A 20,743-nucleotide genomic window follows, 5' to 3' on the forward strand; every position below is an offset into this window, starting at 1 on the left:
GAGGTCGCGAACGCCCAACAGACCAAGCTGGACCTGACCGTAGCCGCGACCCGCCCCGCGACGGCCAAGTACCTACCAAGGTCGCGGACGCCCAGCAGACCAAGGTGGGCTTGGCCGTGGCCACGGCCCGCCCCGCGACGGCCCACTGCCGACCAAGGTCGCGAACGCCCACCAGACCAAGCTGGACCTGGCCGTGGCCACGGCCCGCCCCGCGACGGCCCACTGCCGACCAAGGTCGCGAACGCCCACCAGACCAAGCTGGACCTGGCCGTGGCCACGGCCCGCCCCGCGACGGCCCACTGCCGACCAAGGTCGCGAACGCCCCGCAGAACAAGCTGGACCTGACCGTAGCCACAACCCGCCCCGCGACGGCCCACTGCCGACCAAGGTCGCGGACGCCCCGCAGGCCGAGGTGGACCTGGCCGTGGCCGTGGCCCGCCGCGCCTCGCGCCTGTCGGCCGCGGCCGGATCCTGCCGCGCATCGTCGGCGCTCGCCGCGGAGAAGGCCGAGGCGTCCTGCCACCACCAGCGGGTGGACGGCACCGTTGCGGGACTCACGGTCGCCCCAGGACACCGCCCACCAGAACGCACCCGGGACGACCGGTCAGCCGTCGAGTCCCCCGCGGCTCACCAGCTGGCTCGTGATGACATTGCGCTGGATCTCGTTGGTGCCCTCACCGACGATCATCAACGGCGCGTCACGGAAGTAGCGTTCGACGTCGAACTCGGTCGAGTAGCCGTAACCCCCGTGGATACGGACGGCGTTGAGAGCGATCTGCATCGCCGTCTCGGAGGCGAACAGCTTGGCCATGCCCGCCTCCATGTCGACCCGTCGGCCGGCCTCGGCCTCCCGGGCCGCGTACAGGGTGAGCTGACGGGCGGCGGTGAGGGAAGTGGCCATGTCGGCCAGGTAGTTGCCGATCGACTGGTGCCGCCAGATCGGCTTGCCGAACGACTCGCGTTCCCGGGCGTAGGCGAGCGCGTCCTCCAGAGCCGCCCGGCCGACGCCCAGGGCGCGGGCGGCGACCTGGAGACGGCCGGTCTCCAGGCCCTTCATCATCTGGGCGAATCCCTGGCCCTCGACGCCGCCGAGCAGGGCGTCGGCCGGGGTCCGGTAGTCCTCGAAGGACAGCTCGCAGCTCTCCACGCCCTTGTAGCCGAGCTTGGGCAGGTCGCGGGAGACGGTCAGGCCGGGGCCGTGCTCGGCGAGCAGGACGGAGATGCCCCGGTGCGCGGGGGTGGCATCGGGGTCGGTCTTGCACAGCAGGGCGATCAGGCCCGAGCGCCGGGAGTTGGTGATCCAGGTCTTCGCCCCGTTGACCACGTACCCGTCCGCGTCCCGGCGGGCCACGGTGGTCATCGCCTGGAGGTCGGAGCCTCCGCCCGGTTCGGTCAGCGCCATCGTCGCGCGCAGCTCGCCGGTGGCCATCCTCGGCAGATACCGCCGCCGCTGCTCCTCGGTGCCGAACCGCAGCAGCAGCTTGGCGACCACCGTGTGACCGCCCATCGCCCCGGCCAGGCTCATCCAGCCGCGCGCCAGCTCCTCGGTGACCAGTACATAGCAGGGGACGGAGACGGGTGTGCCGCCGTACTCCTCGGGCACCGCGAGACCGAAGACGCCGAGGTGTTTCATCCGCTCGATCAGGGCCTCGGGGTAGGTGTTCGTGTGCTCCAGCTCCCGGACGACCGGTTTCACGTCCTTGTCCACGAAGTCGCGCACGGTGCGGACGACGAACCGCTCGTCCTCGGACAGGATGTCCAGGGTGCTCATACGGTGCCGCTCCTTGCCGGGGGGAGGCCGAGTTCGGCCAGGATGGCGTCGGTGTGCTCGCCCGCGGCCGGGACCGCGTCCATCCGGGGGGCCACCCCGGTCAGGTCCACGGGCGGGACGAGGGAGGGGATCTCGGCTCCGCCGGGGAGCCTCACCGGCCGCCAGCGGTCCCGGTCGGCGAGCACGGGGTGGGCGAGGAAGGCGTGGACGTCGTTGACGTCGGCGTTGGCGATGCCCGCCGCGTCCAGCAGGTCCCGCACCTCCCGGCTGTCCGACACGGCGAACCGCTCGGCGACGATGGTGTTCAGTTCGTCGCGGTGGGCGACCCGGTCCGGACCGGTGGCGAAGCGGGGGTCGTCGGTGAGAGAGGGGTCCCCGAGGAACCGCTCGCACAGGGCGGCCCATTCGCGTTCGTTCTGGATGGAGAACAGGACGTCCTTGCCGTCGGCGGCCGTGTAGGCGCCGTAGGGGGCGATGGTGGCGTGCTGCGTGCCGACGCGCGGGGGCTGGGTGCCGCCGAAGCGGGTGTAGTGGGCGGGCTGGCCCATCCACTCGGCGAGCGCCTCGAACAGCGAGACCTCGACGGCCCGGGCGACACCGGTGGTGGCCCGGGTGAACAGGGCGGTGAGGATGCCCGAGTAGGCGTACATGCCGGCGGCGATGTCGGCGACGGAGATGCCGACCCGGGCGGGTTCCGCGGGGCCCCCGGTGAGCGAGACCAGACCGGTCTGGCACTGCACCAGCAGGTCGTACGCCTTGCGGTCGGCCCAGGGGCCGTCGGAGCCGTAGCCCGTGATGGAGCAGGGGATGAGTGAGGGGAAGCGGGCGCGCAGCGCGTCCGCCCCGAGGCCCATCCGGGCGGCCGCCCCCGGGGCCAGGTTCTGGACGAACACGTCGGCCCGGCCCAGGAGCCGCTCCAGCGCCTCCCGGCCGTCCGCCGTCTTGAGGTCGAGGGTCAGGGACTCCTTGGACCGGTTGAGCCACACGAAATAGCTGGACTCCCCGTGCACGGTCGTGTCGTAGCGACGGGCGAAGTCACCGCCCCCGGGGCGCTCCACCTTGATCACACGGGCGCCCAGGTCGGCCAGCTGACGGGTGGCGTAAGGGGCGGCGACGGCCTGTTCGACGCTGACGACGGTGATACCGGCGAGCGGCAGCGGGGCTTCGGACGGCTCGGTCATGCGCTGACCTCCGGGCTTCTTCGATGCTTCCGACATCATGAGCGGTCATGGCACGTGCGGTGAAATAGTAGTTCCTGATGACACCATGCCGGGTGGGGATGACCGGGTGGGATGACCGGCGGGGACGACGGGAGAACGATGGACCTCAAACAGCTCAAGGCGCTCGTCACGGTCGCCGAGGTGGGCAGCGTCACCCGCGCCGCCGAGCTGCTGCATCTGGTGCAGCCGGCCGTGACCCGGCAGATCCGCACCCTGGAGGAGGAACTCGGCGTCCCGCTCTTCGAGCGGACCCGGCAGGGCATGCGGCCCACCGAGGCCGGGACGGTGATGGTGGAGCGCGCCCGGCGGGCACTGCACGAGCTGGAGCGGGCCCGCGCCGAGGTGCAGCCCGCACCGGGCGCGGTGACCGGGATCGTCACCGCCGGTCTGCTGGAGAGCACGGCGGACCTGCTCGCCGAACCCCTGGTGTCGGCGCTGGCCCAGGAGCATCCGGGCGTCGAACTGCGGCTGATGACCGGCTACTCCGGGCATCTCCAGCGCTGGCTGGACGACGGCGACCTGGATCTGACGCTGCTCTACAACCTGGACAGCACGCCCTCGCTCAACGCCCGTCCGCTGGTGCGGGAGCGGCTGTGGGTGGTCGCTCCCCCGGCGGCCGGGCTGCGGGCCGACCGTCCGGTGCCGTTCGCCGAGGTGGCGGCCCGTCCGCTGGTCATGCCCGCGTCCGGTCATGCGCTGCGGGCGCTGATCGACGGCGCGGCGGGGCGGGCCCGGACCGCCATGGACGTGGCCGTGCAGACCAACTCGATGCGGGTGCAGAAGCAGCTGGTCCTCGCGGGACACGGCTGGACGGTGCTGCCGGGTGTCGGTATCGCCGAGGACGTGGCGCGCGGCACGCTGAGCGCCGCGCCGCTGTGCGAGCCCGAGGTCTGGCGCTCGATCGTGCTCGCCACTCCCCGGGCGGGCCGGACCCCGCCCGCGGTCCGGGTCGTCGCCCGGGAGCTGGTCCGGCAGATCGAGGCGGCGGTCGGGCGCGGCAGCTGGCCGTCCGCCCGGCCGGCCCATGCGGGCTGAACATACGGGCTGAACATACGGGCTGAGCATGACGGGATCAGGATTTTCTATTGTTCACGCCTTGTCATCACCGCCCATGATGAGGGGCATGAGCCAGATCCACTCCCCCGCACCGCCCTCCTGGCAGGAGGACGTCTTCACCGCGCTGAAGAAGTACGACGTCCGGCAGATCGCCCACGTCCCCGACGCCGGACACTCCCACACCCTCCGCGAGGCCCGGCGCGATCCGGCGATCCACGATGTGGTGCTGACCACCGAGGAGGAGGGCGTCGCGGTGACCGCCGGCGCCTGGCTGGGCGGGCAGCGGGCCGTGCTGCTGATGCAGAGCAGCGGTGTCGGCAACTGCGTCAACATGCTGTCCCTGCCGGCGATGTGCCGGTTCCCCTTCCTGACACTGGTGACGATGCGGGGCGAGTACGCCGAGTTCAACCCCTGGCAGGGCCCCATGGGCCGCACCACCCGGCAGGCGCTGGAGCTGATGGGCGTCAGCGTGCTGCGGGCCGACCGCCCCGAGGAGGTCGCGGAGACCGTCGAGGCGGCGCTGGAATCGGTGTTCGGGGCGGGCGAGCGGGTCGCCGTCCTGCTCGGACAGAAGCTGATCGGCCGCAAGAAGTGGGAGCGCGACTGATGACCACCGCCCTGCCGCGGCTCGACCGCCGCCGTTTCGTGGCCGACCTGGTCGGCCGGCTGCCCGAGGACACCCTCGTCGTCACCGGCCTCGGATCCCCCGGCTACGACGTGTTCGCCGCCGGGGACCGGCCCGGGACCTTCTATCTGTGGGGCGCGATGGGCGCCGCCGCCCCGGTCGCCCTCGGACTCGCCCTCGCCCGGCCCGACCGCCCGGTCGTGGCGGTCACCGGGGACGGCGAACACCTCATGGGCATCGGCACCCTCGCCACCATCGGCGCTCTGCTCCCGCCGAACCTCACGCTCGTCGTCCTCGACAACGCCCACTTCGGCGAGACCGGGATGCAGCCCAGCCACACCGGTCTGGGCACCGACCTGGTCGCCGTGGCGCGCGGCTTCGGCATCCGGGACGCCGTACGGATCAGCGACCCCGCACAGGCCGAGGACCTCGCCGGCCGGATCGCGGCGCGCTCCGGGACGACGTACGCCCAGGTCCTCATCACCGCCGACGCACCGCCGCGCGCCCTGCCGCCCCGTGACGGTGTCGCCAACAAGAACTCCTTCCGCGCCGCACTCGGCCTGCCCACCTTCTGAGAGGGCCGGCCCTCCGACAGGAAAGGCACACCGCATGTCCCTCGCCTCCCATGTGGAGTCCTGGCGTCCCGGGCCGGTCACGGACGAGGACGCCCTGCCGCCCGGTCCGGCCGCCGCGCTGTCGGCCCTGCTGGACCTGCCCGGACCCGCCGCGGCCCTGGGCGAGCCGCTGCCGCCGCTGTGGCAGTGGCTGTACTTCCTGCACTGGCCGCCGCAGCGGGCCCTCGGCCCGGACGGGCATCTGCGCGACGCCCGCTTCCTGCCGCCGATCCCGGGCCGGCGACGGATGTTCGCGGGGGGCCGCTGCGAGATCCACGAGCCGCTGCGGCTCGGTGAACCGGCCGAACGCGTCAGCAGCCTGGCCGCGGTGACGCCCAAGCGGGGCCGCAGCGGCGAACTGCTGTTCGTCACCGAACGCCAGGAGTTCCGCCAGCGCGGACGGCTCCGCCTGGTCGAGGAACAGGACATCGTCTACCGGTCGGGGGACGGCCCGCCGCCGAGCCTCCTGGCCGGCGTCGACGGCACGGCCGTACCGGAGCCGGAGGGACCGTGGCGGGCACGGCTGCGCCCGGAGGAGACCCTGCTGTTCCGGTTCAGCGCGCTGACCGCCAACGCCCATCGCATCCATTACGACACCCCGTACTGCCGTGATGTCGAGGGTTACCCCGCTCCGGTCGTGCACGGGCCGCTGCTGGCGCTGCTCATGCTGGAACTGGTGCGCCGCGAGGCCCCCGAGCGGCCGGTGCGGTCGCTGTCGTACCGGCTGCACCGGCCGGCGTTCGCGGGCGAGCACCTGCTCGCCGACGGCACCCCGGGCGACGAAGGTGCCCGGCTGCGCCTCGCGACCCACCGTGAGGCCCGTCATGCCACGGCCGAGGTGACCTTCGACCGGGGAAGCCCGTCCTCGCCGCCCTCGTGATCCGGTCAAGGGGCGGCGGGCGGCGAGGTGGGCGTCACGATGAGCGAGTCGCTGTCGCGGAGGCCCGGGCCCGTGGCCTGGGCGGTGCGGACCGCGGCCGGGGCCGCCGAGAAGTCCGCGCGGCACTCTCCCGAGGCCGCCGAGGGCCCCTCGGCGCTGCGCACGGCCAGCCGCTCGGCGGAGGCGTGCCGTGCCGCGAGCTGGTGCACCGGGGGGGGTGGCCCTGGACGGTGTCCTGCGGGCCGTGTGGACCTCCCACGTCCACACGTACGAACGTCACTCCGGCGGGGTGGGCGTGTCGTGCGTGCGGTACATCGCCTGGACGTCCAGCTCCAGTTGGACGGTCGGGCCGACGACCGCGATGCCCCGGGCCAGCATGGAACGCCAGTTGAGGGTGTAGTCCTCGCGGTGCAGCTCCGCCTTGGCCAGGGCGGCGCAGCGCAGCTCCTCGCCGTAGCCGCCGTTGACCATGCCCAGGTAGGTGGTGTCCAGGGCCACGGACCGGCTCACACCGTGCATGGTCAGGGTGCCCTGGAGCGTCCACTTGCTGCCGCCCTTGTAGGCGAAGCGGGTGCTGCGGAAGTCGATGTACGGGAAGTGGTCGACGTCGAGGAAGTCGGCCGAGCGCAGATGGGTGTCGCGGGTGTGGTTGCCGGTGGTGATGCTGGACGCGTCGATCCGGACGTGGACGCGGGAGTCGGAGACGTCCTGGGCGACCTGGATACCGCCCTCGAAGCGTTCGAAGCGGCCGTGCACATGGGCCATGCCGACATGCTTGGCGATGAAGCGGATCGCGGTGTGCGGCGGGTCGAAGAGCCAGGTGCCGGGGACCGGGAGTTCGGCCTGCCGGGCCGGCTGGAGCCACACGCGCCGGGTGGCCAGTCCGGCCTCGGCGACGACCTCGACGGTCTCCCGGTGCGGTTCGAGCCCCTCGGCGACGATCAGCACGCTGTAGCCGCCGGGCGGCAGGACGGCCGTGAACAGGCCGTACGGGTCGGTGGTGCCACGGGCGACGACCTGGTGGCCGCGGAGTTCGGTGACGGTCACCTCGGCGGCGCCCAGGGGCTGGTTCACCGGGTCCAGGACCTCGCGGACGACGGCGCCCGCTCCGGCCGGGAGCGGGAACAGGCGGGCCGGAGCGTCCCCGGCGGCTTTCTTCGGGCGCCGCCGGAGCAGTCCGAGGGGCATGGGTTCACCTTTCGGTCTCGTGGGTCAGGATGCGCTGTCCGGCGCGTCGCCGACGAGGGCCGCGCGCAGGACGCCGAGGACGCCCGCCTCGGTGACGGGCCGCGGGTTGGGGTACGTCCCCGAGGCCGCCGCGGCCGCCGCACCGGGCAGGTCGGCCTCGGTGAGGCCGAGCGCGGCCAGGGAGCGGGGTGCGCCGAGCCGTCCGGAGAGGTCCCGCAGGGCGTTCGGGACGTCGTCGGTGTCCAGGGCGCGGCCGAGCGCGGTCATGGCCTCGGGTGCGGCGGGCGCGTTGTGGGCGAGGACGTACGGCAGGAGCACGGTGTGGGTCTCGGCGTGCGGCAGGCCGAAGGTGCCGCCGAGGACGTGGCACAGCTTGTGGTGCAGGCCCATGGTGGTGGCGCCGAGGACGGCGCCGCAGAGCCAGGCCCCGTAGAGGGCGCGGCCCCGGGCGTCGGGGTCCCGGGGGTCCGCCGCGAGGTCGGGCAGGGCGCCGGTCATGGCCCGGGCGCCCTCCTCGGCGGTCAGCGCCACCAGGGGTGAGGTGTCCGGCGCGTACAGGGCCTCGGCGGCGTGGGCGACGGCGTTGACACCGCTGGTCACGGTGAGGGGCAGCGGGAGGGACAGGGTGAGTTCGGGGTCGTAGACGACGGCGCGCGGCAGGACGGCCGGGTCGCGGCCGGTGCGCTTGGCGCCGTGCTCGGTCAGGCCCCAGACGGGGGTCATCTCGGATCCGGAGTAGGTGGAGGGCACGGCGATCAGGGGCAGGTGGGTGCGCAGGGCGATCACCTTGCCGAGGCCGATGGCGGAACCGCCGCCGACGGCGACGCAGCCGTCGGCGCCGGCCGCGCGGGCCGCCTCGACGGCCCGGTCGGCGACCTCGGCCGGGACGTGCATCCGGGCCTCGGCGTGCAGTCCGGCGCAGGCGGCGCCCAGGGCGTCGGCGACCGCCCGGGCCGTCTGCGCCCCCCGGGGTCCGCAGACCACCAGCAGCCTGCGCAGGCCGAGCCGCTCGGCCTCGCCGGGGGTCGCGGTGAGCGCGGCCCCGGAGCGCAGCACGACCCGCATGGGCGGGGTCTCGTGGGTGAACTCCTTCATGACCGGGCCGGGTTCAGCACGAGGTCGAAGCGGGCGTGCCGGAACGGGTTCGGGACGCCGAACTCCCGGGCCAGGGCCGGGTCGTCGGTCTCGGCGAAGTCCTGGACGAGGCTCTCCTTCACGGCGAACACGGCGTCGGAGTCGAGATGGTCGCCGCCCGCGACGAAGAGGTGCGTGGTGACCGGGGTGTGCCCCTCGGCGGAGGCGATGAAGTGGATGTGGGCCGGGCGGTAGGGGTGGCGTCCGGTGGCCTTCAGCAGCGCGCCCACGGGGCCGTCGGTGGGGATCGGGTAGGGGCTCGGCACACAGGTGCGGAACCAGAAGCGGCCCTCGTCGTCCGCCGTGAACAGTCCGCGCCCGTTGCCGGCCGGCTGGACGCCGGGCTGCTGGACGTCGTAGTAGCCCTCGGGGTTCGCCTGCCAGACGTCCAGGACCGCGCCGGGCAGCGGGGCGCCGTCCGGGGCCAGCACCCGCCCGCTGACCACGCAGGGTTCGCCGCCGCCGACCAGGTCGATGTCGGCGCCGAGCGCGCGGACGGGGGACTCGGTCATGTGGAAGGGGCCGAGGACCGTCGACTCGGTGACGTCCTCCTGGCCGCCGCTGTTGAGGGTCTCGACGAGCATGGACACGCCGAGCACATCCGACAGCAGGACGAACTCCTGCCGGGTGTCGGTGCAGGTCTGCCCGGTCGCCGTGAGGAAGCCGATCGCCTTCTCCCACTCCGTCATGGTCGGCCGTGTCTCGCGGACGAAGGCGTGCAGATGGCGGGTGAGGGCGGCGAGCAGGTCCCGCAGCCGCGGGTCGGCGGTGCCGTCGAGGCTGTCGACGACGGCCTCGGTGAGATGGGTGGCGTAGGCCGTGGTGGAGGGGGTGGTGGAGGGGGTGGTCATGTCCGGGGTCCTTCCCGCTCAGGCATGCCCGAGGATGCGCCGCACCGCGGCCGTGAGCAACCGCTCGGCGTCCTCGGCCGCGTCGGCGTGGCGGAAGGCCACGTACCCGTCGGGGCGCACCAGCAGCGCTCCCCCGTCGGCGATCCCGCTGAGCCGCGCCCAGTCCCCGTAGGGGTCCTCGTACTCCTGGCCGGGCCCGATCACGACGGTGGCGATCTCCAGGTCCTGCGCGGCGGCCGCGCGCAGCCAGCCGGTGCCGCCGATACCGGTGAGCAGGGTGAAGCGGCCCTGTCCGACCGTGTCGAGGGTGGAGAGAGTGCGGGTGCCCGCGGTGATCCAGGCGTGCGGGAGCTTGGCGCCGGGGCGGGTGGTGGGCTGGTGGTACAGCTCGGGGTCGCGGTCGAAGCCGGGGTCGGGGGTGCCGTCGGAGACGATCGCGGTGGAGTCGTCGGGGCTGTAGCGCTGGTTGAGGTCGACGCCGTGGGCGTTGAACTCGTACACCTTGTGGGCGATCGCCTCGCGCAGTCGTGCCCGCTGCTGCCGGGCCGCCTCGGTGTCGTCCTTGCGGGCGGCGATGTTGGCCCAGAGCTGCTCGGGGGTCTGCGGGGAGAGACCGTCGAGGGCCTCGAAGACGGGGGCGGTCTCGCCGATGGACTTGTTGGCGCGGGTGACGATCTGGCGGCCGATCGGGGCGCGCTCGGCGGTGTAGGTGTCCAGGAGTCCCGGGGAGGCGGTGCCGTCGAGGACGAGCTTGAGCTTCCAGGCCAGGTTGTAGGCGTCCTGGACGGAGGTGTTGGAGCCGAGGCCGTTGGACGGCGGGTGGCGGTGCGTGGCGTCCCCGGCGCAGAAGACACGGCCGTGGGAGTAGGTCTCGGCATACATCTCGTTGACGGTCCAGGCCGAGGACGACTTGACGGTGACCGGGATCTCGTCGTCGCCGACCAGCTTGCGGACGATGCTCTCGGCGTACTCGGTGGTCAGGTCGGGGGCGCCGGCCGTGACGTCGTACCCCCAGACGATCAGCCACTCGTTCCAGGGGCGGACGCAGCGCACCAGGCCGGCGCCGATGCCGCCGACGGTCGCGCCGGGCGCCAGCACCCAGTAGAGGGTGGAGGGGCGGTGCGCGGTGTACTTCGTGAGGTCGGCGTCGAAGACGATGTTGATGCTGCCGGCCACGCCCATCTGGCCGCCCATCGGCAGTCCGGCGTCCTCGGCGACCTGGGAGCGGCCGCCGTCGGCGCCGATGAGGTAGCGGGCGCGGATGGTGTACTCGTCGCCGCGCAGCCGGTCCTCGACGGTGACCGTCACCCCGTCGGCGTCCTGGACGAAGGACCTGTAGACGGTGCTGAAGCGCAGGTTCGTGCCGCGGGCCACCGCCGCGTCGACGAGGACGGGCTCCATGAGGTGCTGAGGCATGTCGCACATCCGGGTGGGGCTGGCCAGCTCGTGCGCGGCCTGGACCAGCGGGTCGTTGCCCCAGGAGCGGACCCGGCCCAGTTCTTCGCCGGCGAGGGCGGTGCAGAAGGTCGTGTCGCCCATCAGGTGCTGCGGGGTGGCCTTGGCGACGACCTCGCGCTCCACGCCGAGGTCGCGCAGGACCTCCATGGTGCGCTGGTTGGTGATGTGCGCCCGAGGAGTGTCGGCGAGGCTCGCGTGGCGGGTGACGACGATGTTCGGTACGCCGTAGGTGCTCAGCGCGAGCGCGGCGGACGCGCCCGCGGGTCCGCTGCCGACGATCAGTACGTCGGTCACGACATCGGGCTCGGCGGTGTGCACGGGCATGCTCCAGACAGTGAGGACAGCTACCGACCGTCCAAGATCATGTAGCGGGGAGCAGGGGTGCGGGTGTCTCAATACGAGACAGCACCGCAGAGTTGTTGCGTGTTCAACCGTTCCGGGTAGGGTGATCGCCGCCGTGACCACCACAGAGCACCCTCCCGCGGACCCTGCCCGCACCTCGCTGCGCAGGGCCCGCGAGCTGTTCCTGAGGGGACGTCAACTCCCGGACGGAGTACCGGAGGAGGTCCTCGCCGGATGGAAGCGCGCCCGGTTCCACGGGGTACGGCACGACGCGGCCGGCCCCTCGCTTCCCGTACGGCCGTCCGACTCCCCCTTGCTGACCGCCGCCCGGCCGGTCCTGGAGCGCGTCGCCGCGGCACTGGACGCCGACCGGACGGCCCTGCTGCTCACCGACGAGCGGCCGCGGGTGCTGTGGGAACACGGCTGCGCGCCGGAGCTGCTCCGCCCCGACCTCTCCGAGCAGCTCGTCGGCCACAACAGCGCGGCTCTCGCCCTGCGCACCGGCCGCCGGTCCGAGGTGCACGGACCGGAGCACTTCCTGGACGTCTGGCAGGAGGTGTCCGCGGTCAGCGTGCCGGTCCGGGCGCCCGGGACGGGGCGCCCCCTGGGCACGGTCACCGTGACCGCGCGGCTGTGCGCGGAGTGCGCCCCGCATCCCGGAGCCCCGCTGGCCGAGGCGGCCGCGAGCGCCGTCGAGGCCGGGCTGCTCGCCCAGGCGCGGGCGCCGGAACGGGTGCTGCTGGACGCCTATCTGCGGGCCCTGCGGGAGCGGGGCGGCGCCGTCGTCGCCCTCGACGGACGCAACCGGCTCATGAGCGAGGCGGCGGAACGGCTGCTGTCGCCCGAAGGACTGGCGGCGCTGGAACGGGACGCGGTCACGCTGATCCGGCGGGCGGACGGCACGACCGCTCCCGGTGCGGACCTCACCCCCGTGACCCACCTGGGCGAGGTCGTCGGGGCGGTGGCCGTGCTGCGGCCGACCGGAAGCGCCCCGGCACCCGCCCCGGCCGTGCGGGCCGCCGTCGGGCTGGCCGGGCGGTCGGTGCCCTGGCGGCACGCGGTGGGGCGGGCGTCGGAGCTCACCAGGTATCCCGAGCCGCTGCTGCTGGTCGGCGAGCGAGGCACCGGGAAGACCTCCCTCGCCCGGCGACTGATGCCGGCCCCGGCGACGACCCTGGACGCGGCGGAGGACGAACTCGGCTCGGACGTGGGCGAGTTGCTGACCGGGCGCCCGCTTCTCATCCGGCATGTCGAGCGGCTGGCGCAGTCGGGCACCGCGGCGCTCAACTCACTGCTCGAGGACCGGCCCGGCGTCCCCCTGCTGATCACCTACACCCCGGGCGCGCCCCCGGGGCCCTGTCTCCAGCGGCTCCTGGACACCCTGGCCGCCCGCTCGGTCACACTCCCGGCGCTGCGCGAACGCCCGGAGGACATCCGGGAGTTGGTCACCGCCCTGGCGCCCCGGCCCACGCCGGGGCAGCCCCCGCTGACCTGGACGCTGGACGCCCTGCACGCCCTGGAGCGGCACCCGTGGCCCGGGAACGTCACCGAACTCGCCCATCTGGTGCGGGCGTTGGCCGAGCACCGGCGGGCGACCGGTCCGGTCCGGCGGGCCGAGCTGCCGGACCCCGTACGGGAGGGTCCGGCGGACCGGCCGCTCAGCCCGATGGAGCACGCGGAGCGCGCCGCCATCCTGGAGGCCCTGCACACCCACGGCGGCAACAAGGCCCGGACGGCGGCGGCCCTGGGCATCGCCCGCGCCACGCTGTACCGGAAGCTGCGGGGCTACCGGGTCTGAGGAACCCGGTGGCGCACGCCCGCCCGGCGCGGCTGCTCAGCCCAGTCCGGCGAGGAACGGCGCGAGGGTGCGGGTGAGCGTGTTGTGCGGCGGTGCGGCGAACAGCGGATCGAGGTGGTTCATCCCTTCGTCGCTCGCGTAGGCGGCGTACGGGACCCGGGAGTCGGCCACCACCCGGCGGGCGGACGACACGATCGTGCCCCGGGCGTAGCTCGTCTCGAAGGCGTACAGCGGGACGTCCAGACCCGTGCCGTGCCGCAGCCGCAGTCCGAGCGAGCGGGCCAGGTCGGTCTCGGCGTAGACGTCGCTGACGTCGAGGTCCACCGACAGCCGGGCCGGCCAGTACCACTCCCACACGCCCGGCGCGGGCCCGCCCGCGTAGGCCTCCGCGACCCGGGCGAGCGGTGTGATGCCCTCGTCGGCCCAGCCGCGCACCGCACCGCTGCCGGTGAGGTGGCCGGAGTGCACACTGATGTCGTTCGGCCAGCCGAAGCCCGCGTCCACCAGGGTGCCCAGCAGGGCGGCGTTGGTGACCGGGACCGAGGGGCGCAGGGCCTCGGGCATCCGGGGCTGCAGGACCGAGCGCCCTTCGGGGTCGTGGTGCGCGTACCAGCCGGCGAGCTGGTACCAGATCTGGGTGGACTCGGCGCGGGCGCCCAGTCCGACCCCGCTGAGGGTCAGGTCGAAGACGGCGCCGCCGTCGATCGCCGCGAGCCGCCGGGACACCTCGTCGGGCGAGTCGGCCACGGGAGCCCCCGTGCCGTCGAACGCGCCGCGCACCCCGCCGTCGGCCAGCACCAGGCCCGCGAGGCCCCGGTGCCCCGGGCGGCCGTCGAAGTCCCAGGCCGCGTACGCCATCGCCGTCGTCGCGCCCCAGGAGTGACCGCCCAGCACCACCCGGCGCCGGCCGCCGCGGGCGGCGGCCCGGACGACGGTGTCCAGATCCTCCAGGGTGCGGGCCAGACCCCAGTGCGCGGCGAAGGCGGAGGTGGCGGGGTCCTGCGCGCGGTAGCGGCCGTCCAGGTAGTACGCGGCCGGGTCCGCGCCCGTGAACCCGGAGCGGTCGGCCAGGTTCTCCTCGCGCCGGTCGAACGCCCACACCTGGACCCCGGGCACGGCGGTGACGAGATCGCGGGCGAGCAGCCGGAAGTCGTTCGCCGCGCCGAACATGCCCGGGACCATGACCAGCACCAGGGGCGCGGTGTCGGAGCCGACCTTGAGCACCCGCACCCGGTCCGTCCCGGCCGGGCCGCCCCCGGCGCCGACGGCGAACGGGACGTACGGCTCCCGGGCGCCGGGCGGGACGTACGGCTGGGCGGCGGCCCGACCGGCGACGACCGGTGCCAGGGCGAGCCCGCCGGCCGCCCCGCCCAGCAGCGCCCTGCGCGAGATGCCCCGGCTCATGCGGCACACCCGCCCACGCGCCGGGTGCTCAGCGCCACGTCGTCCATGCGGAGGTCGTACGACGTGGGGGTGGGGTCGGCCTGGTAGAGCTGCCAGCCCAGCTCGAGCCGGTCGAAGGAGGGGAAGACGAAGTCGTCGGCCGTGCCGCCGTGCTCGTCGGTCGAGACGGTCAGCTCGGGCCGTTCGACGCCGTCCAGGTAGACGGTGACGCGGTTGTCGGTGGCGTCGAGATGGAATTCCACGCAACTCCAGCGGCCGGCGGCGGCCGGGGCGGAGGTCTGCCAGGCGGTCCAGTCCCCGGTCGGTCCGAGGTCGGAGCCGACCCCCCAGAAATTGGCCTTCTCGGTGGGGACGTACTGGCCGCCCAGGGGGCGTACGAGGGTGGGGGCGTCGGAGCCGGAGGCCTCCGCGAGGGTCCAGTGGGCCCAGTCGGGGGCGGTGGGGAAGGAGTCCACGCGCAGCCGCAGTCTGGCCCAGAAGCTGTTGCCGGCGGGGGCGAGGTCGTCCACGACGAGGAAGGCGCGGCCGTTGCCCTCCGTGTGGAGCCGCAGTTCGCGGCCGGGTCCGGTGGCGCTCGGTTCGACGGTGAGCGAGCCGTGGGAGGTGTCGGTGGTCCAGCCCCGGCCGGCGGTGACCGGGCCGAGGGGGAGGCGGTCGAAGCTCTCCCGGAAGAGGGGGCGGTGGGGGGTGGGGGTGGCCGAGGCGGTGGGGGGTGTCGCAAGCAGCGCGGCCGCTGTCGCTAACAGCGCGGCTGCAAACTTCCTCATGCGTATCATGCGCCCAGTCTGCAACACCCGTCACAGCGGTCACACAGCGGGGACCCTCGCTGGTCACACCGGACGGTCGCCCAACACCAGCCCTCCGCAGGCGGGTTGGGGAACAACCGGAGCCTCGGCGGCCGGTTTGCGGAGGAGCAGCAGCGCCGCGTCGTCGTGCAGCCGGCCGCCCACGTGCGCGAGCAGTTCGTCCTGGAGGGCGTCGAGGGTGCGGGCGGGCTCGTCGGTGACATGGCGGCCCAGCCCCTCGACGAGCGGATAGAACTCCCGCCCGTGGTCGCGGGCCTCGGTCACCCCGTCGGTGTAGAGCAGCAACTGGTCGCCGTCGCCGAAGGGGAGCACCTGGAGGGCGGGGGTCTCGCCGGCGAGGGCGCGCAGCCCCAGCGGCGGTGCGGGATGCGTGGGCTCGACCGGGGTGACGGTCCCGGCGGCGCCGACCAGCAGCGGCGGGGCGTGTCCGCAGTTCACCACCTCCAGCTCGCCGTCGCGCGGATGGCCGGCGACCACGGCGGTCACGAAGTCGTCGGGGCCGAGGTTGCGCGCGAGGCTCCGCTCGATCCGGTCGACGACGGCGAGGAGGTCGGGCTCGTCGTGGGCGGCCTCGCGGAAGACGCCGAGCACCAGCGCGGCCGTCCCCACGGCCGGCAGCCCCTTGCCGCGCACGTCACCGACGAGCAGCCGGACCCCGTACGGCGTGGAGACCAGGGCGTACAGGTCCCCGCCGATCCGGGCCTCCGCGGCGGCGGCGCTGTAGCGGACGGCCACCTGGAACGGGCCGACGATCTCCGGCACGGGCAGCAGCAGCGCGTGCTGGGCGGCCTCCGCGACCGAGCGGACGGCCGCGAGGACGCGCTCCCGGCGCCCGCGCAGGGCACTGGCCAGCCCACTCGCCAGGGTGACGGCCGCGAGGGCGGACAGGACGGCGACGAGTTCCCGGGCCGGGACGGCGTTGCGGACGCCGAGCACCGCGCCGAGCACACCGGCGAGCAGTCCGACGTACAGGACACCGCGCGGGCCGTTGGTGGTGGCGGCCAGCGCGGGGCCGGCCGCGAGCAGGGGCAGCCAGGTCAGCCCGGCACCGCCGACGAGGTCGACCAGGATCACGCCGAGAACGATCAGCACGGGCAGGACGGGTCCCGCCACCACGTGCCTGAACAGGTGCGTCGGCTCGTGGCCGGCGCCACGGTGTCGGGCCTGGTTCATGTCGCGTCCGCAGTCCTCGTCTGTAGTCGGCGTCGTGGTCTGTGTTCCGGAATGTCCGTTTGATATAGGAAAACGGGTTCGACACCGGTGTCACAAGGTGCGGGATTTCAGATAGTGAGCGACAGGCCCCTGGTCACGCGGTTCGCCGTGGGGATCAGCCGGTCGCGGATCTCCCGGAGCCGCGGCAGCCGGTCGGCGGGCAGGGACACGCCGAGCGAGCCGAGGACGTCGCCGCTGTAGACGGGGACGGCGACGCAGACGGTGCCGAGGGCGTACTCCTCCAGGTCCGTGACCGCCGGGGCCACGGGTGAGGCGTCGAGCCGGCGCAGCAGCTCCGGGGTGCTGGTGATCGTCCGCGGGGTGAGATCGGCGAGGTGGTGGCGGGAGAGGTAGTCGTTGCGGGCCTCCTCGTCCATCTCCCGCAGCACGGACTTGCCCAGCGCCGTCGCGTGTCCGGCGTCCTCGAAGCCCACCCAGAGGTCGACGCGGGGGGTCCGGGGGCCGTCGACGATCTCGGCGACGCGGATCTCGCCCTCCTCGTAGAAGGTGAGGTAGGCGGCGCCGGCGAGCTCGTCCCGCAGCGCGGCGAGGGTGGGCCGGACCCGGCTGAGCAGGGCCTGTCCCCGGCCCGAGGTGTGCAGCGTGCGCAGCTTTTCGCCCAGGACGAAGCCGCCGTCCTGAAGTTTGCGCACGTATCCGTCGTGGACCAGCGTGCGCAGCAGGTGGTAGGCGGTGGCCAGGGGCAGCCCCGTCTCCCGCGCCAGCTGTTTCGCCGGCGCGCCGTTCTCGTGCGCGCCCACCGCCTCCAGCAGCCGGAAGGCCCGCTGCACGGACGTGATGAGCGTGGGCCCGTCCTGCCCAGCCATAGGACCAGCGTGCGCCGGGCACGGGCGACAGGCAAGGCGTGCGCCCCGCGCCGCTACGGCACGACGGTGGGCCGTCCGGTGCGGGCCGCCTCCAGCGCGGCCGCCGCCCGGCGGGCGTCCGCGGCGAGGTGGGGGGAGCGCCAGGCCTCGGCGGTACGGGCGGCGAGGGCGTAGTGCTCGGCGGCCGACCGGTCCTCGCCGAGCAGCCGGTGGAGATCGCCGAGGGCGTGGGCGACGGGACGGCTCGCGTACGCCGTGCCGGCCGCGCCCGCGAGCTGGTCCCGGAAGGGCAGCATCCGTTCGATCAGCGCGGCCGCGGTGGTGTGGTCGGCCCGCAGGACGGCGAGCTGGGCGCGGAAGTCCAGCTCGATGCCGTAGAGGTGGTCGGCCACCGGTTCCGCCGGGAAGCGCACCTCGCTCGCCTCGTCGGCCCTGCCGAGGCGGGTCAGGACGAGGGCGAGCAGAACCCCCACGGACGGGCCCGCGAAGTCGTACACCGAGCGGATCATCCGCTCGACCTCGGTGAACCGGCCCTGTGCGCACCGGACGGTGATCAGGCCGAGCGTGCGCAGTCCCGTGGCGTGGTGTGCGCCGACCCGCTGGAGCAGGCCGTCGGCCTCGGCGTAGCCCGCCTCGGCGGCGTCGAAGCGACCGGCGACGTTCGCCAGCATCGCCGAGGCCGCGGCGCCCAGGCCCTGGGCCCAGAGCATGCCGTAGCGGCGGGCGAGGGCCAGCCCGTCGGCGGTGCGGCGGCGGACCGTCTCGGGATCGTTGAGGGCGGCGGCGGTCATACCGTCGAGATGCTCGCAGATCCAGCGGTAGGCGGGCAGGTCGTGGGCGCGGGCCAGCTCGCGCAGCTCGGCGACGAGCGGGCCGCGGGCGGCGCCCTGGAGCTCGTTCGGCAGCAGCCGGGCGGAGGTCATCAGCGCGGCGGCGAGGAGCCGGGGGTCGTCTCCCTCGCGGGCGAGCCGGAGCTGGGTGCGGGCCGCCTCCAGGGCCCGCGGCGGGTCCTCGGCGGCCACCGCGTCGACCAGGACGTGCAGGACACGGCCCCGGGTCGCGTCGTCCAGACCGGGGTCGGCCGCGAGCCGCTCCAGCCGGGCCAGCGAGGTGCGGTCGTACGGGCCCTCCAGCCTGCTGCGCCACCCGGAGGGCTCGGTCCAGGCGCCGTAGACCGCGGCGACCAGGTCGCCCCGGTCGGCCTGCTCGGCCAGCTCGACGGCCCGCTGCCGGGTGCGCCGGGCCGCGTCCGTGGAACCGGCCCGGATCTGCGCCCCGAGCAGCCGCACCAGCAGTCCCACGGTGCGTTCGAGCCGCCCGTGCGGGTCGCGTACGGCGGTGGTGTGCACGTCGATCGCCTGCTGGAGCAGGTCGACGGCGATGTCATGGGCGTAGCGCCGCTCGGCGACCTCGGCGGCGCGCAGGGCGTAGTCGACGGCGAGGGGAGCGTCGGCGGGGCTGCCGGAGCGGGCGAAGTGGTGGGCGAGGGCGGCGAGGTCGTCGGGGCGGTGCCGGCGCAGGACGCGGGCGATACGGCCGTGCAGCCGGGCGCGCCGGACCCCGGACAGGTCGGTGTAGACGGTGTCGCGGACCAGCGCGTGCACGAACCGCACCCGGCCGGGTCCCGGCTCGGTGAGCAGGTCGGCGGCGAGGGCGGCGTCGAGCCCCTCCAGCACCGCGTCCTCGTCGGCGTCGGCCGCGTCGAGCAGCAGCGCCAGCTCGGCCTCCAGGCCGACGGCCGCGGTGAGCCGTACGGCGGCGCGGGCGCCCTCGGGCAGCAGGGCCAGCCGTCGGCGCAGCACGTCGCGGACGCCCTGCGGCACCTCCGACACGGCGACCAGTGCGCCCTCGTCGGCGAGCAGCCGGGCGCTCTCCAGGACGTAGAAGGGGTTGCCGCCGGTGCGCTCGGCGAGGGCGGCCACCGTCCTCGCGTCGACGGGTTCGCCGCAGACGGCGTGGACCACGGTGGCGACGTCCGCCGGGGGCAGCCCGCGCAGCACGACCCGGTGCGGGGCGCCCGGGGCGAGCTGGGCGAGGGTCTTGACCAGGTGTTCCCCCACCTCGGCGGGGCGGTAGCTGGCGACGGTCAGCAGCGGGACGCCGGTGACGGCGGCCGCGGCTTCGAGCAGGGCGAGGGTCTCGCCGTCGGCGCGGTGCAGGTCCTCCAGGACGACGGCGAGCGGGGCGGCCCCGGCGGCGGCCCGCAGCCAGGCGGCGAACGCGCGGTGCATACGGAAGCGTCCGGCGGTCGCCTCGTCGCGGGTCGCGGCGGCGGTGCGGGCCGGCTCGCGCAGCAGCACGTCGAGCTCGGCGGGCCGGGCCGGGGGCAGGTCCCGGGCCAGCGCGCCCAGCGCCTCGACCCAGGCCCAGGCGGGCGGCGCGCCCTCGTACTCGGGGCACCGCCCGACGACGACCGCCCACCCGCCGGCCCGCAACCCCCGGACGAACCGCTCCAGCAACGCCGACTTCCCGGCCCCGGCCTCCCCACTCACCAGCACCACCCCTCCCCCGTACCGGGCACTCCCCGCCGCCGCGTCCAGGGCGAGCAGTTCCCGGGTACGACCGACGAAGGGGGCGCTTCCGGGGCGGAGGTCGGGGGAGTTCGGGGGCGGGGCGGGAACGGGGGCGGACTGGGTTCGTCTCGTCGTCGTGTGGCCGACCGGCGCCGCGCCGGGCGTGGGTGGTGTCATCGGTGGCGGTGCCGCCTCGTGGAGGAGGTCCAAGCGCTGGGCCAGGACGGCCCGTTCCAGTCGGGTGAGGGCCGGGCCCGGGTCGCAGCCCAGTTCCTCGCGGAGGACGTGGGACGCGCGGCGCAGGGTGGCGAGGGCGTCGGCCTGGCGGCCCAGGGCCCAGTGGGCGAGGGCGAGCAGCCGCCAGCCCTCCTCGCGCAACGGGTTCTCGCGGACGAGGACTTCGGCCGCCGGAACCGTCTCGGGGGCCCGGCCGGTGCGCAGGTCGGCCGCGGCGGCGAGCTCGCGGGCCTCGGTGCGCAGTTCCGTCAGGCGCGCGACCTCCGCCGCGGCCCAGCTCTCGTCCGCGTGCTCGGCGTAGGCGGGCCCCTGCCACCAGCCGAGGGCCTCGGCGAGCAGCGCGCGGGCCTCCTCGGCCGGCGCCCGCCGGGCCCGGCGCACCGAGGCCTCGAAGTGCCAGGCGTCCACGGCGTCCTGGGGCAGCCGCAGGGCGTAGCCGGGCGGGGCGGTGACGAGGACGGTCGCCCGGGTGCGGGGCGGCCGCCCGGGCTCCAGGGTGCGCCGCAGATGGGAGACGTAGGTGTGCAGGGACACGATGGCCTTGGCGGGCGGTTCGCCGCGCCACAGGGCGTCGGTCATGCGGTCCACCGGTACGACGCTGCCCCGGGCCGCCGTCAGCAGCGCCAGCACGGCCCGCTGCCGGGGCGCGCCCAGCCCGACCGGTGTGCCCCCGACCTCGGCACCCAGCGAACCCAGGACTCGAATACGCAGCACGCCGCGGGAATCTACCCGAGCCGCCGCGCGATCCGGTCAACGGACGATAAACGCGCCAAGCGGACGCCAAGCAGACGCCAAGCGGCGGCGGGA

At 74.6% G+C, this 20,743-nt stretch carries 17 protein-coding genes; 5 read left to right on the plus strand and 12 right to left on the minus strand.

Features of this window, described 5'->3' with window-relative positions; translation table 11 throughout:
- Positions 1-604: 604 nt before the first annotated feature.
- Positions 605-1,771, minus strand: coding sequence for an acyl-CoA dehydrogenase family protein (locus tag ACYQ8Q_RS06350; protein ID WP_460062674.1), 1,167 nt, complete (start codon positions 1,769-1,771; stop codon positions 605-607).
- Positions 1,768-2,952: a CaiB/BaiF CoA transferase family protein gene (locus tag ACYQ8Q_RS06355; RefSeq protein ID WP_460062676.1), complete on the minus strand. Its 1,185-nt coding sequence runs from the start codon at positions 2,950-2,952 to the stop codon at positions 1,768-1,770. Before ACYQ8Q_RS06355 ends, ACYQ8Q_RS06350 begins: the two co-directional genes overlap by 4 nt.
- A gap of 138 nt (positions 2,953-3,090) precedes the next feature.
- Between ACYQ8Q_RS06355 and ACYQ8Q_RS06360 the strand changes: the two genes are divergently transcribed.
- The 4 genes from ACYQ8Q_RS06360 (at position 3,091) to ACYQ8Q_RS06375 (ending at position 6,166) form a co-directional block, all read left to right on the plus strand.
- On the plus strand, positions 3,091-4,026 hold the full coding sequence (locus tag ACYQ8Q_RS06360; RefSeq protein ID WP_460062677.1) for a LysR family transcriptional regulator: 936 nt from the start codon (positions 3,091-3,093) through the stop codon (positions 4,024-4,026).
- A gap of 88 nt (positions 4,027-4,114) precedes the next feature.
- On the plus strand, positions 4,115-4,654 hold the full coding sequence (locus ACYQ8Q_RS06365) for a phosphonopyruvate decarboxylase (protein WP_460062678.1): 540 nt from the start codon (positions 4,115-4,117) through the stop codon (positions 4,652-4,654).
- A complete protein-coding gene (locus ACYQ8Q_RS06370) occupies positions 4,654-5,247 on the plus strand; it encodes a thiamine pyrophosphate-dependent enzyme (protein ID WP_460062679.1) in 594 nt (197 codons plus the stop codon). Before ACYQ8Q_RS06365 ends, ACYQ8Q_RS06370 begins: the two co-directional genes overlap by 1 nt.
- 34 nt (positions 5,248-5,281) lie before the next feature.
- Entirely contained in the window at positions 5,282-6,166 is an 885-nt protein-coding gene (locus ACYQ8Q_RS06375) for an HTD2 family dehydratase (protein ID WP_460062680.1), read from the plus strand.
- 5 nt (positions 6,167-6,171) lie between these two features.
- Here the strand turns inward: ACYQ8Q_RS06375 and ACYQ8Q_RS06380 are convergent, their stop codons facing one another.
- The 5 genes from ACYQ8Q_RS06380 to ACYQ8Q_RS06400 all read right to left on the minus strand — a co-directional run bounded on the left by ACYQ8Q_RS06380 (position 6,172) and on the right by ACYQ8Q_RS06400 (position 11,121).
- Entirely contained in the window at positions 6,172-6,375 is a 204-nt protein-coding gene (locus ACYQ8Q_RS06380) for a hypothetical protein (RefSeq protein ID WP_460062681.1), read from the minus strand.
- Between the two features lie 67 nt (positions 6,376-6,442).
- Complete coding sequence (locus ACYQ8Q_RS06385; protein ID WP_460062683.1) at positions 6,443-7,354, minus strand: YceI family protein; 912 nt, start codon at positions 7,352-7,354, stop codon at positions 6,443-6,445.
- Between the two features lie 24 nt (positions 7,355-7,378).
- Positions 7,379-8,449 carry a maleylacetate reductase gene (locus tag ACYQ8Q_RS06390; protein ID WP_460062684.1) on the minus strand — a complete coding sequence of 357 codons (1,071 nt, stop codon included), beginning with the start codon at positions 8,447-8,449 and terminating at the stop codon, positions 7,379-7,381.
- The gene (locus tag ACYQ8Q_RS06395; RefSeq protein ID WP_460062685.1) at positions 8,446-9,339 is read right to left on the minus strand and encodes a dioxygenase family protein; all 894 of its coding nucleotides are present in this window, start codon (positions 9,337-9,339) and stop codon (positions 8,446-8,448) included. Before ACYQ8Q_RS06395 ends, ACYQ8Q_RS06390 begins: the two co-directional genes overlap by 4 nt.
- A gap of 18 nt (positions 9,340-9,357) precedes the next feature.
- Positions 9,358-11,121, minus strand: a complete 1,764-nt coding sequence (locus tag ACYQ8Q_RS06400) for an FAD-dependent oxidoreductase (protein WP_460062686.1) — start codon at positions 11,119-11,121, stop codon at positions 9,358-9,360.
- 133 nt (positions 11,122-11,254) lie between these two features.
- Between ACYQ8Q_RS06400 and ACYQ8Q_RS06405 the strand changes: the two genes are divergently transcribed.
- Entirely contained in the window at positions 11,255-12,937 is a 1,683-nt protein-coding gene (locus ACYQ8Q_RS06405) for a sigma-54-dependent Fis family transcriptional regulator (protein ID WP_460062687.1), read from the plus strand.
- A 36-nt stretch (positions 12,938-12,973) separates the two neighbouring features.
- On the opposite strand, the gene ACYQ8Q_RS06410 is transcribed toward ACYQ8Q_RS06405, so the two are convergent.
- The 5 genes from ACYQ8Q_RS06410 to ACYQ8Q_RS06430 form a co-directional block, all read right to left on the minus strand.
- Positions 12,974-14,341 carry an alpha/beta fold hydrolase gene (locus tag ACYQ8Q_RS06410; RefSeq protein WP_460062688.1) on the minus strand — a complete coding sequence of 456 codons (1,368 nt, stop codon included), beginning with the start codon at positions 14,339-14,341 and terminating at the stop codon, positions 12,974-12,976.
- Positions 14,338-15,117 (minus strand): hypothetical protein, encoded by a 780-nt coding sequence (locus tag ACYQ8Q_RS06415; RefSeq protein ID WP_460062689.1) that lies wholly within the window; start codon positions 15,115-15,117, stop codon positions 14,338-14,340. Before ACYQ8Q_RS06415 ends, ACYQ8Q_RS06410 begins: the two co-directional genes overlap by 4 nt.
- Positions 15,118-15,171: 54 nt before the next feature.
- Positions 15,172-16,320: a PP2C family protein-serine/threonine phosphatase gene (locus ACYQ8Q_RS06420; RefSeq protein WP_460062690.1), complete on the minus strand. Its 1,149-nt coding sequence runs from the start codon at positions 16,318-16,320 to the stop codon at positions 15,172-15,174.
- A 107-nt stretch (positions 16,321-16,427) separates the two neighbouring features.
- Positions 16,428-17,186 (minus strand): IclR family transcriptional regulator, encoded by a 759-nt coding sequence (locus ACYQ8Q_RS06425; RefSeq protein ID WP_460062691.1) that lies wholly within the window; start codon positions 17,184-17,186, stop codon positions 16,428-16,430.
- 53 nt (positions 17,187-17,239) lie between these two features.
- Positions 17,240-20,650, minus strand: a complete 3,411-nt coding sequence (locus tag ACYQ8Q_RS06430) for a BTAD domain-containing putative transcriptional regulator (protein ID WP_460062693.1) — start codon at positions 20,648-20,650, stop codon at positions 17,240-17,242.
- Positions 20,651-20,743: the final 93 nt, after the last annotated feature.

Source organism: Streptomyces sp. YKOK-I1 (assembly GCF_054660435.1).

Bases quoted from the DNA above. Each gene is read 5' to 3' on its own strand.
- ACYQ8Q_RS06350 (WP_460062674.1), bottom strand. From the start codon at position 1,771: ATGAGCACCCTGGACATCCTGTCCGAGGACGAGCGGTTCGTCGTCCGC.
- ACYQ8Q_RS06355 (WP_460062676.1), bottom strand. From the start codon at position 2,952: ATGACCGAGCCGTCCGAAGCCCCGCTGCCGCTCGCCGGTATCACCGTC.
- ACYQ8Q_RS06360 (WP_460062677.1), top strand. From the start codon at position 3,091: ATGGACCTCAAACAGCTCAAGGCGCTCGTCACGGTCGCCGAGGTGGGC.
- ACYQ8Q_RS06365 (WP_460062678.1), top strand. From the start codon at position 4,115: ATGAGCCAGATCCACTCCCCCGCACCGCCCTCCTGGCAGGAGGACGTC.
- ACYQ8Q_RS06370 (WP_460062679.1), top strand. From the start codon at position 4,654: ATGACCACCGCCCTGCCGCGGCTCGACCGCCGCCGTTTCGTGGCCGAC.
- ACYQ8Q_RS06375 (WP_460062680.1), top strand. From the start codon at position 5,282: ATGTCCCTCGCCTCCCATGTGGAGTCCTGGCGTCCCGGGCCGGTCACG.
- ACYQ8Q_RS06385 (WP_460062683.1), bottom strand. From the start codon at position 7,354: ATGCCCCTCGGACTGCTCCGGCGGCGCCCGAAGAAAGCCGCCGGGGAC.
- ACYQ8Q_RS06390 (WP_460062684.1), bottom strand. From the start codon at position 8,449: ATGAAGGAGTTCACCCACGAGACCCCGCCCATGCGGGTCGTGCTGCGC.
- ACYQ8Q_RS06395 (WP_460062685.1), bottom strand. From the start codon at position 9,339: ATGACCACCCCCTCCACCACCCCCTCCACCACGGCCTACGCCACCCAT.
- ACYQ8Q_RS06400 (WP_460062686.1), bottom strand. From the start codon at position 11,121: ATGCCCGTGCACACCGCCGAGCCCGATGTCGTGACCGACGTACTGATC.
- ACYQ8Q_RS06410 (WP_460062688.1), bottom strand. From the start codon at position 14,341: ATGAGCCGGGGCATCTCGCGCAGGGCGCTGCTGGGCGGGGCGGCCGGC.
- ACYQ8Q_RS06415 (WP_460062689.1), bottom strand. From the start codon at position 15,117: ATGATACGCATGAGGAAGTTTGCAGCCGCGCTGTTAGCGACAGCGGCC.
- ACYQ8Q_RS06420 (WP_460062690.1), bottom strand. From the start codon at position 16,320: ATGAACCAGGCCCGACACCGTGGCGCCGGCCACGAGCCGACGCACCTG.
- ACYQ8Q_RS06425 (WP_460062691.1), bottom strand. From the start codon at position 17,186: ATGGCTGGGCAGGACGGGCCCACGCTCATCACGTCCGTGCAGCGGGCC.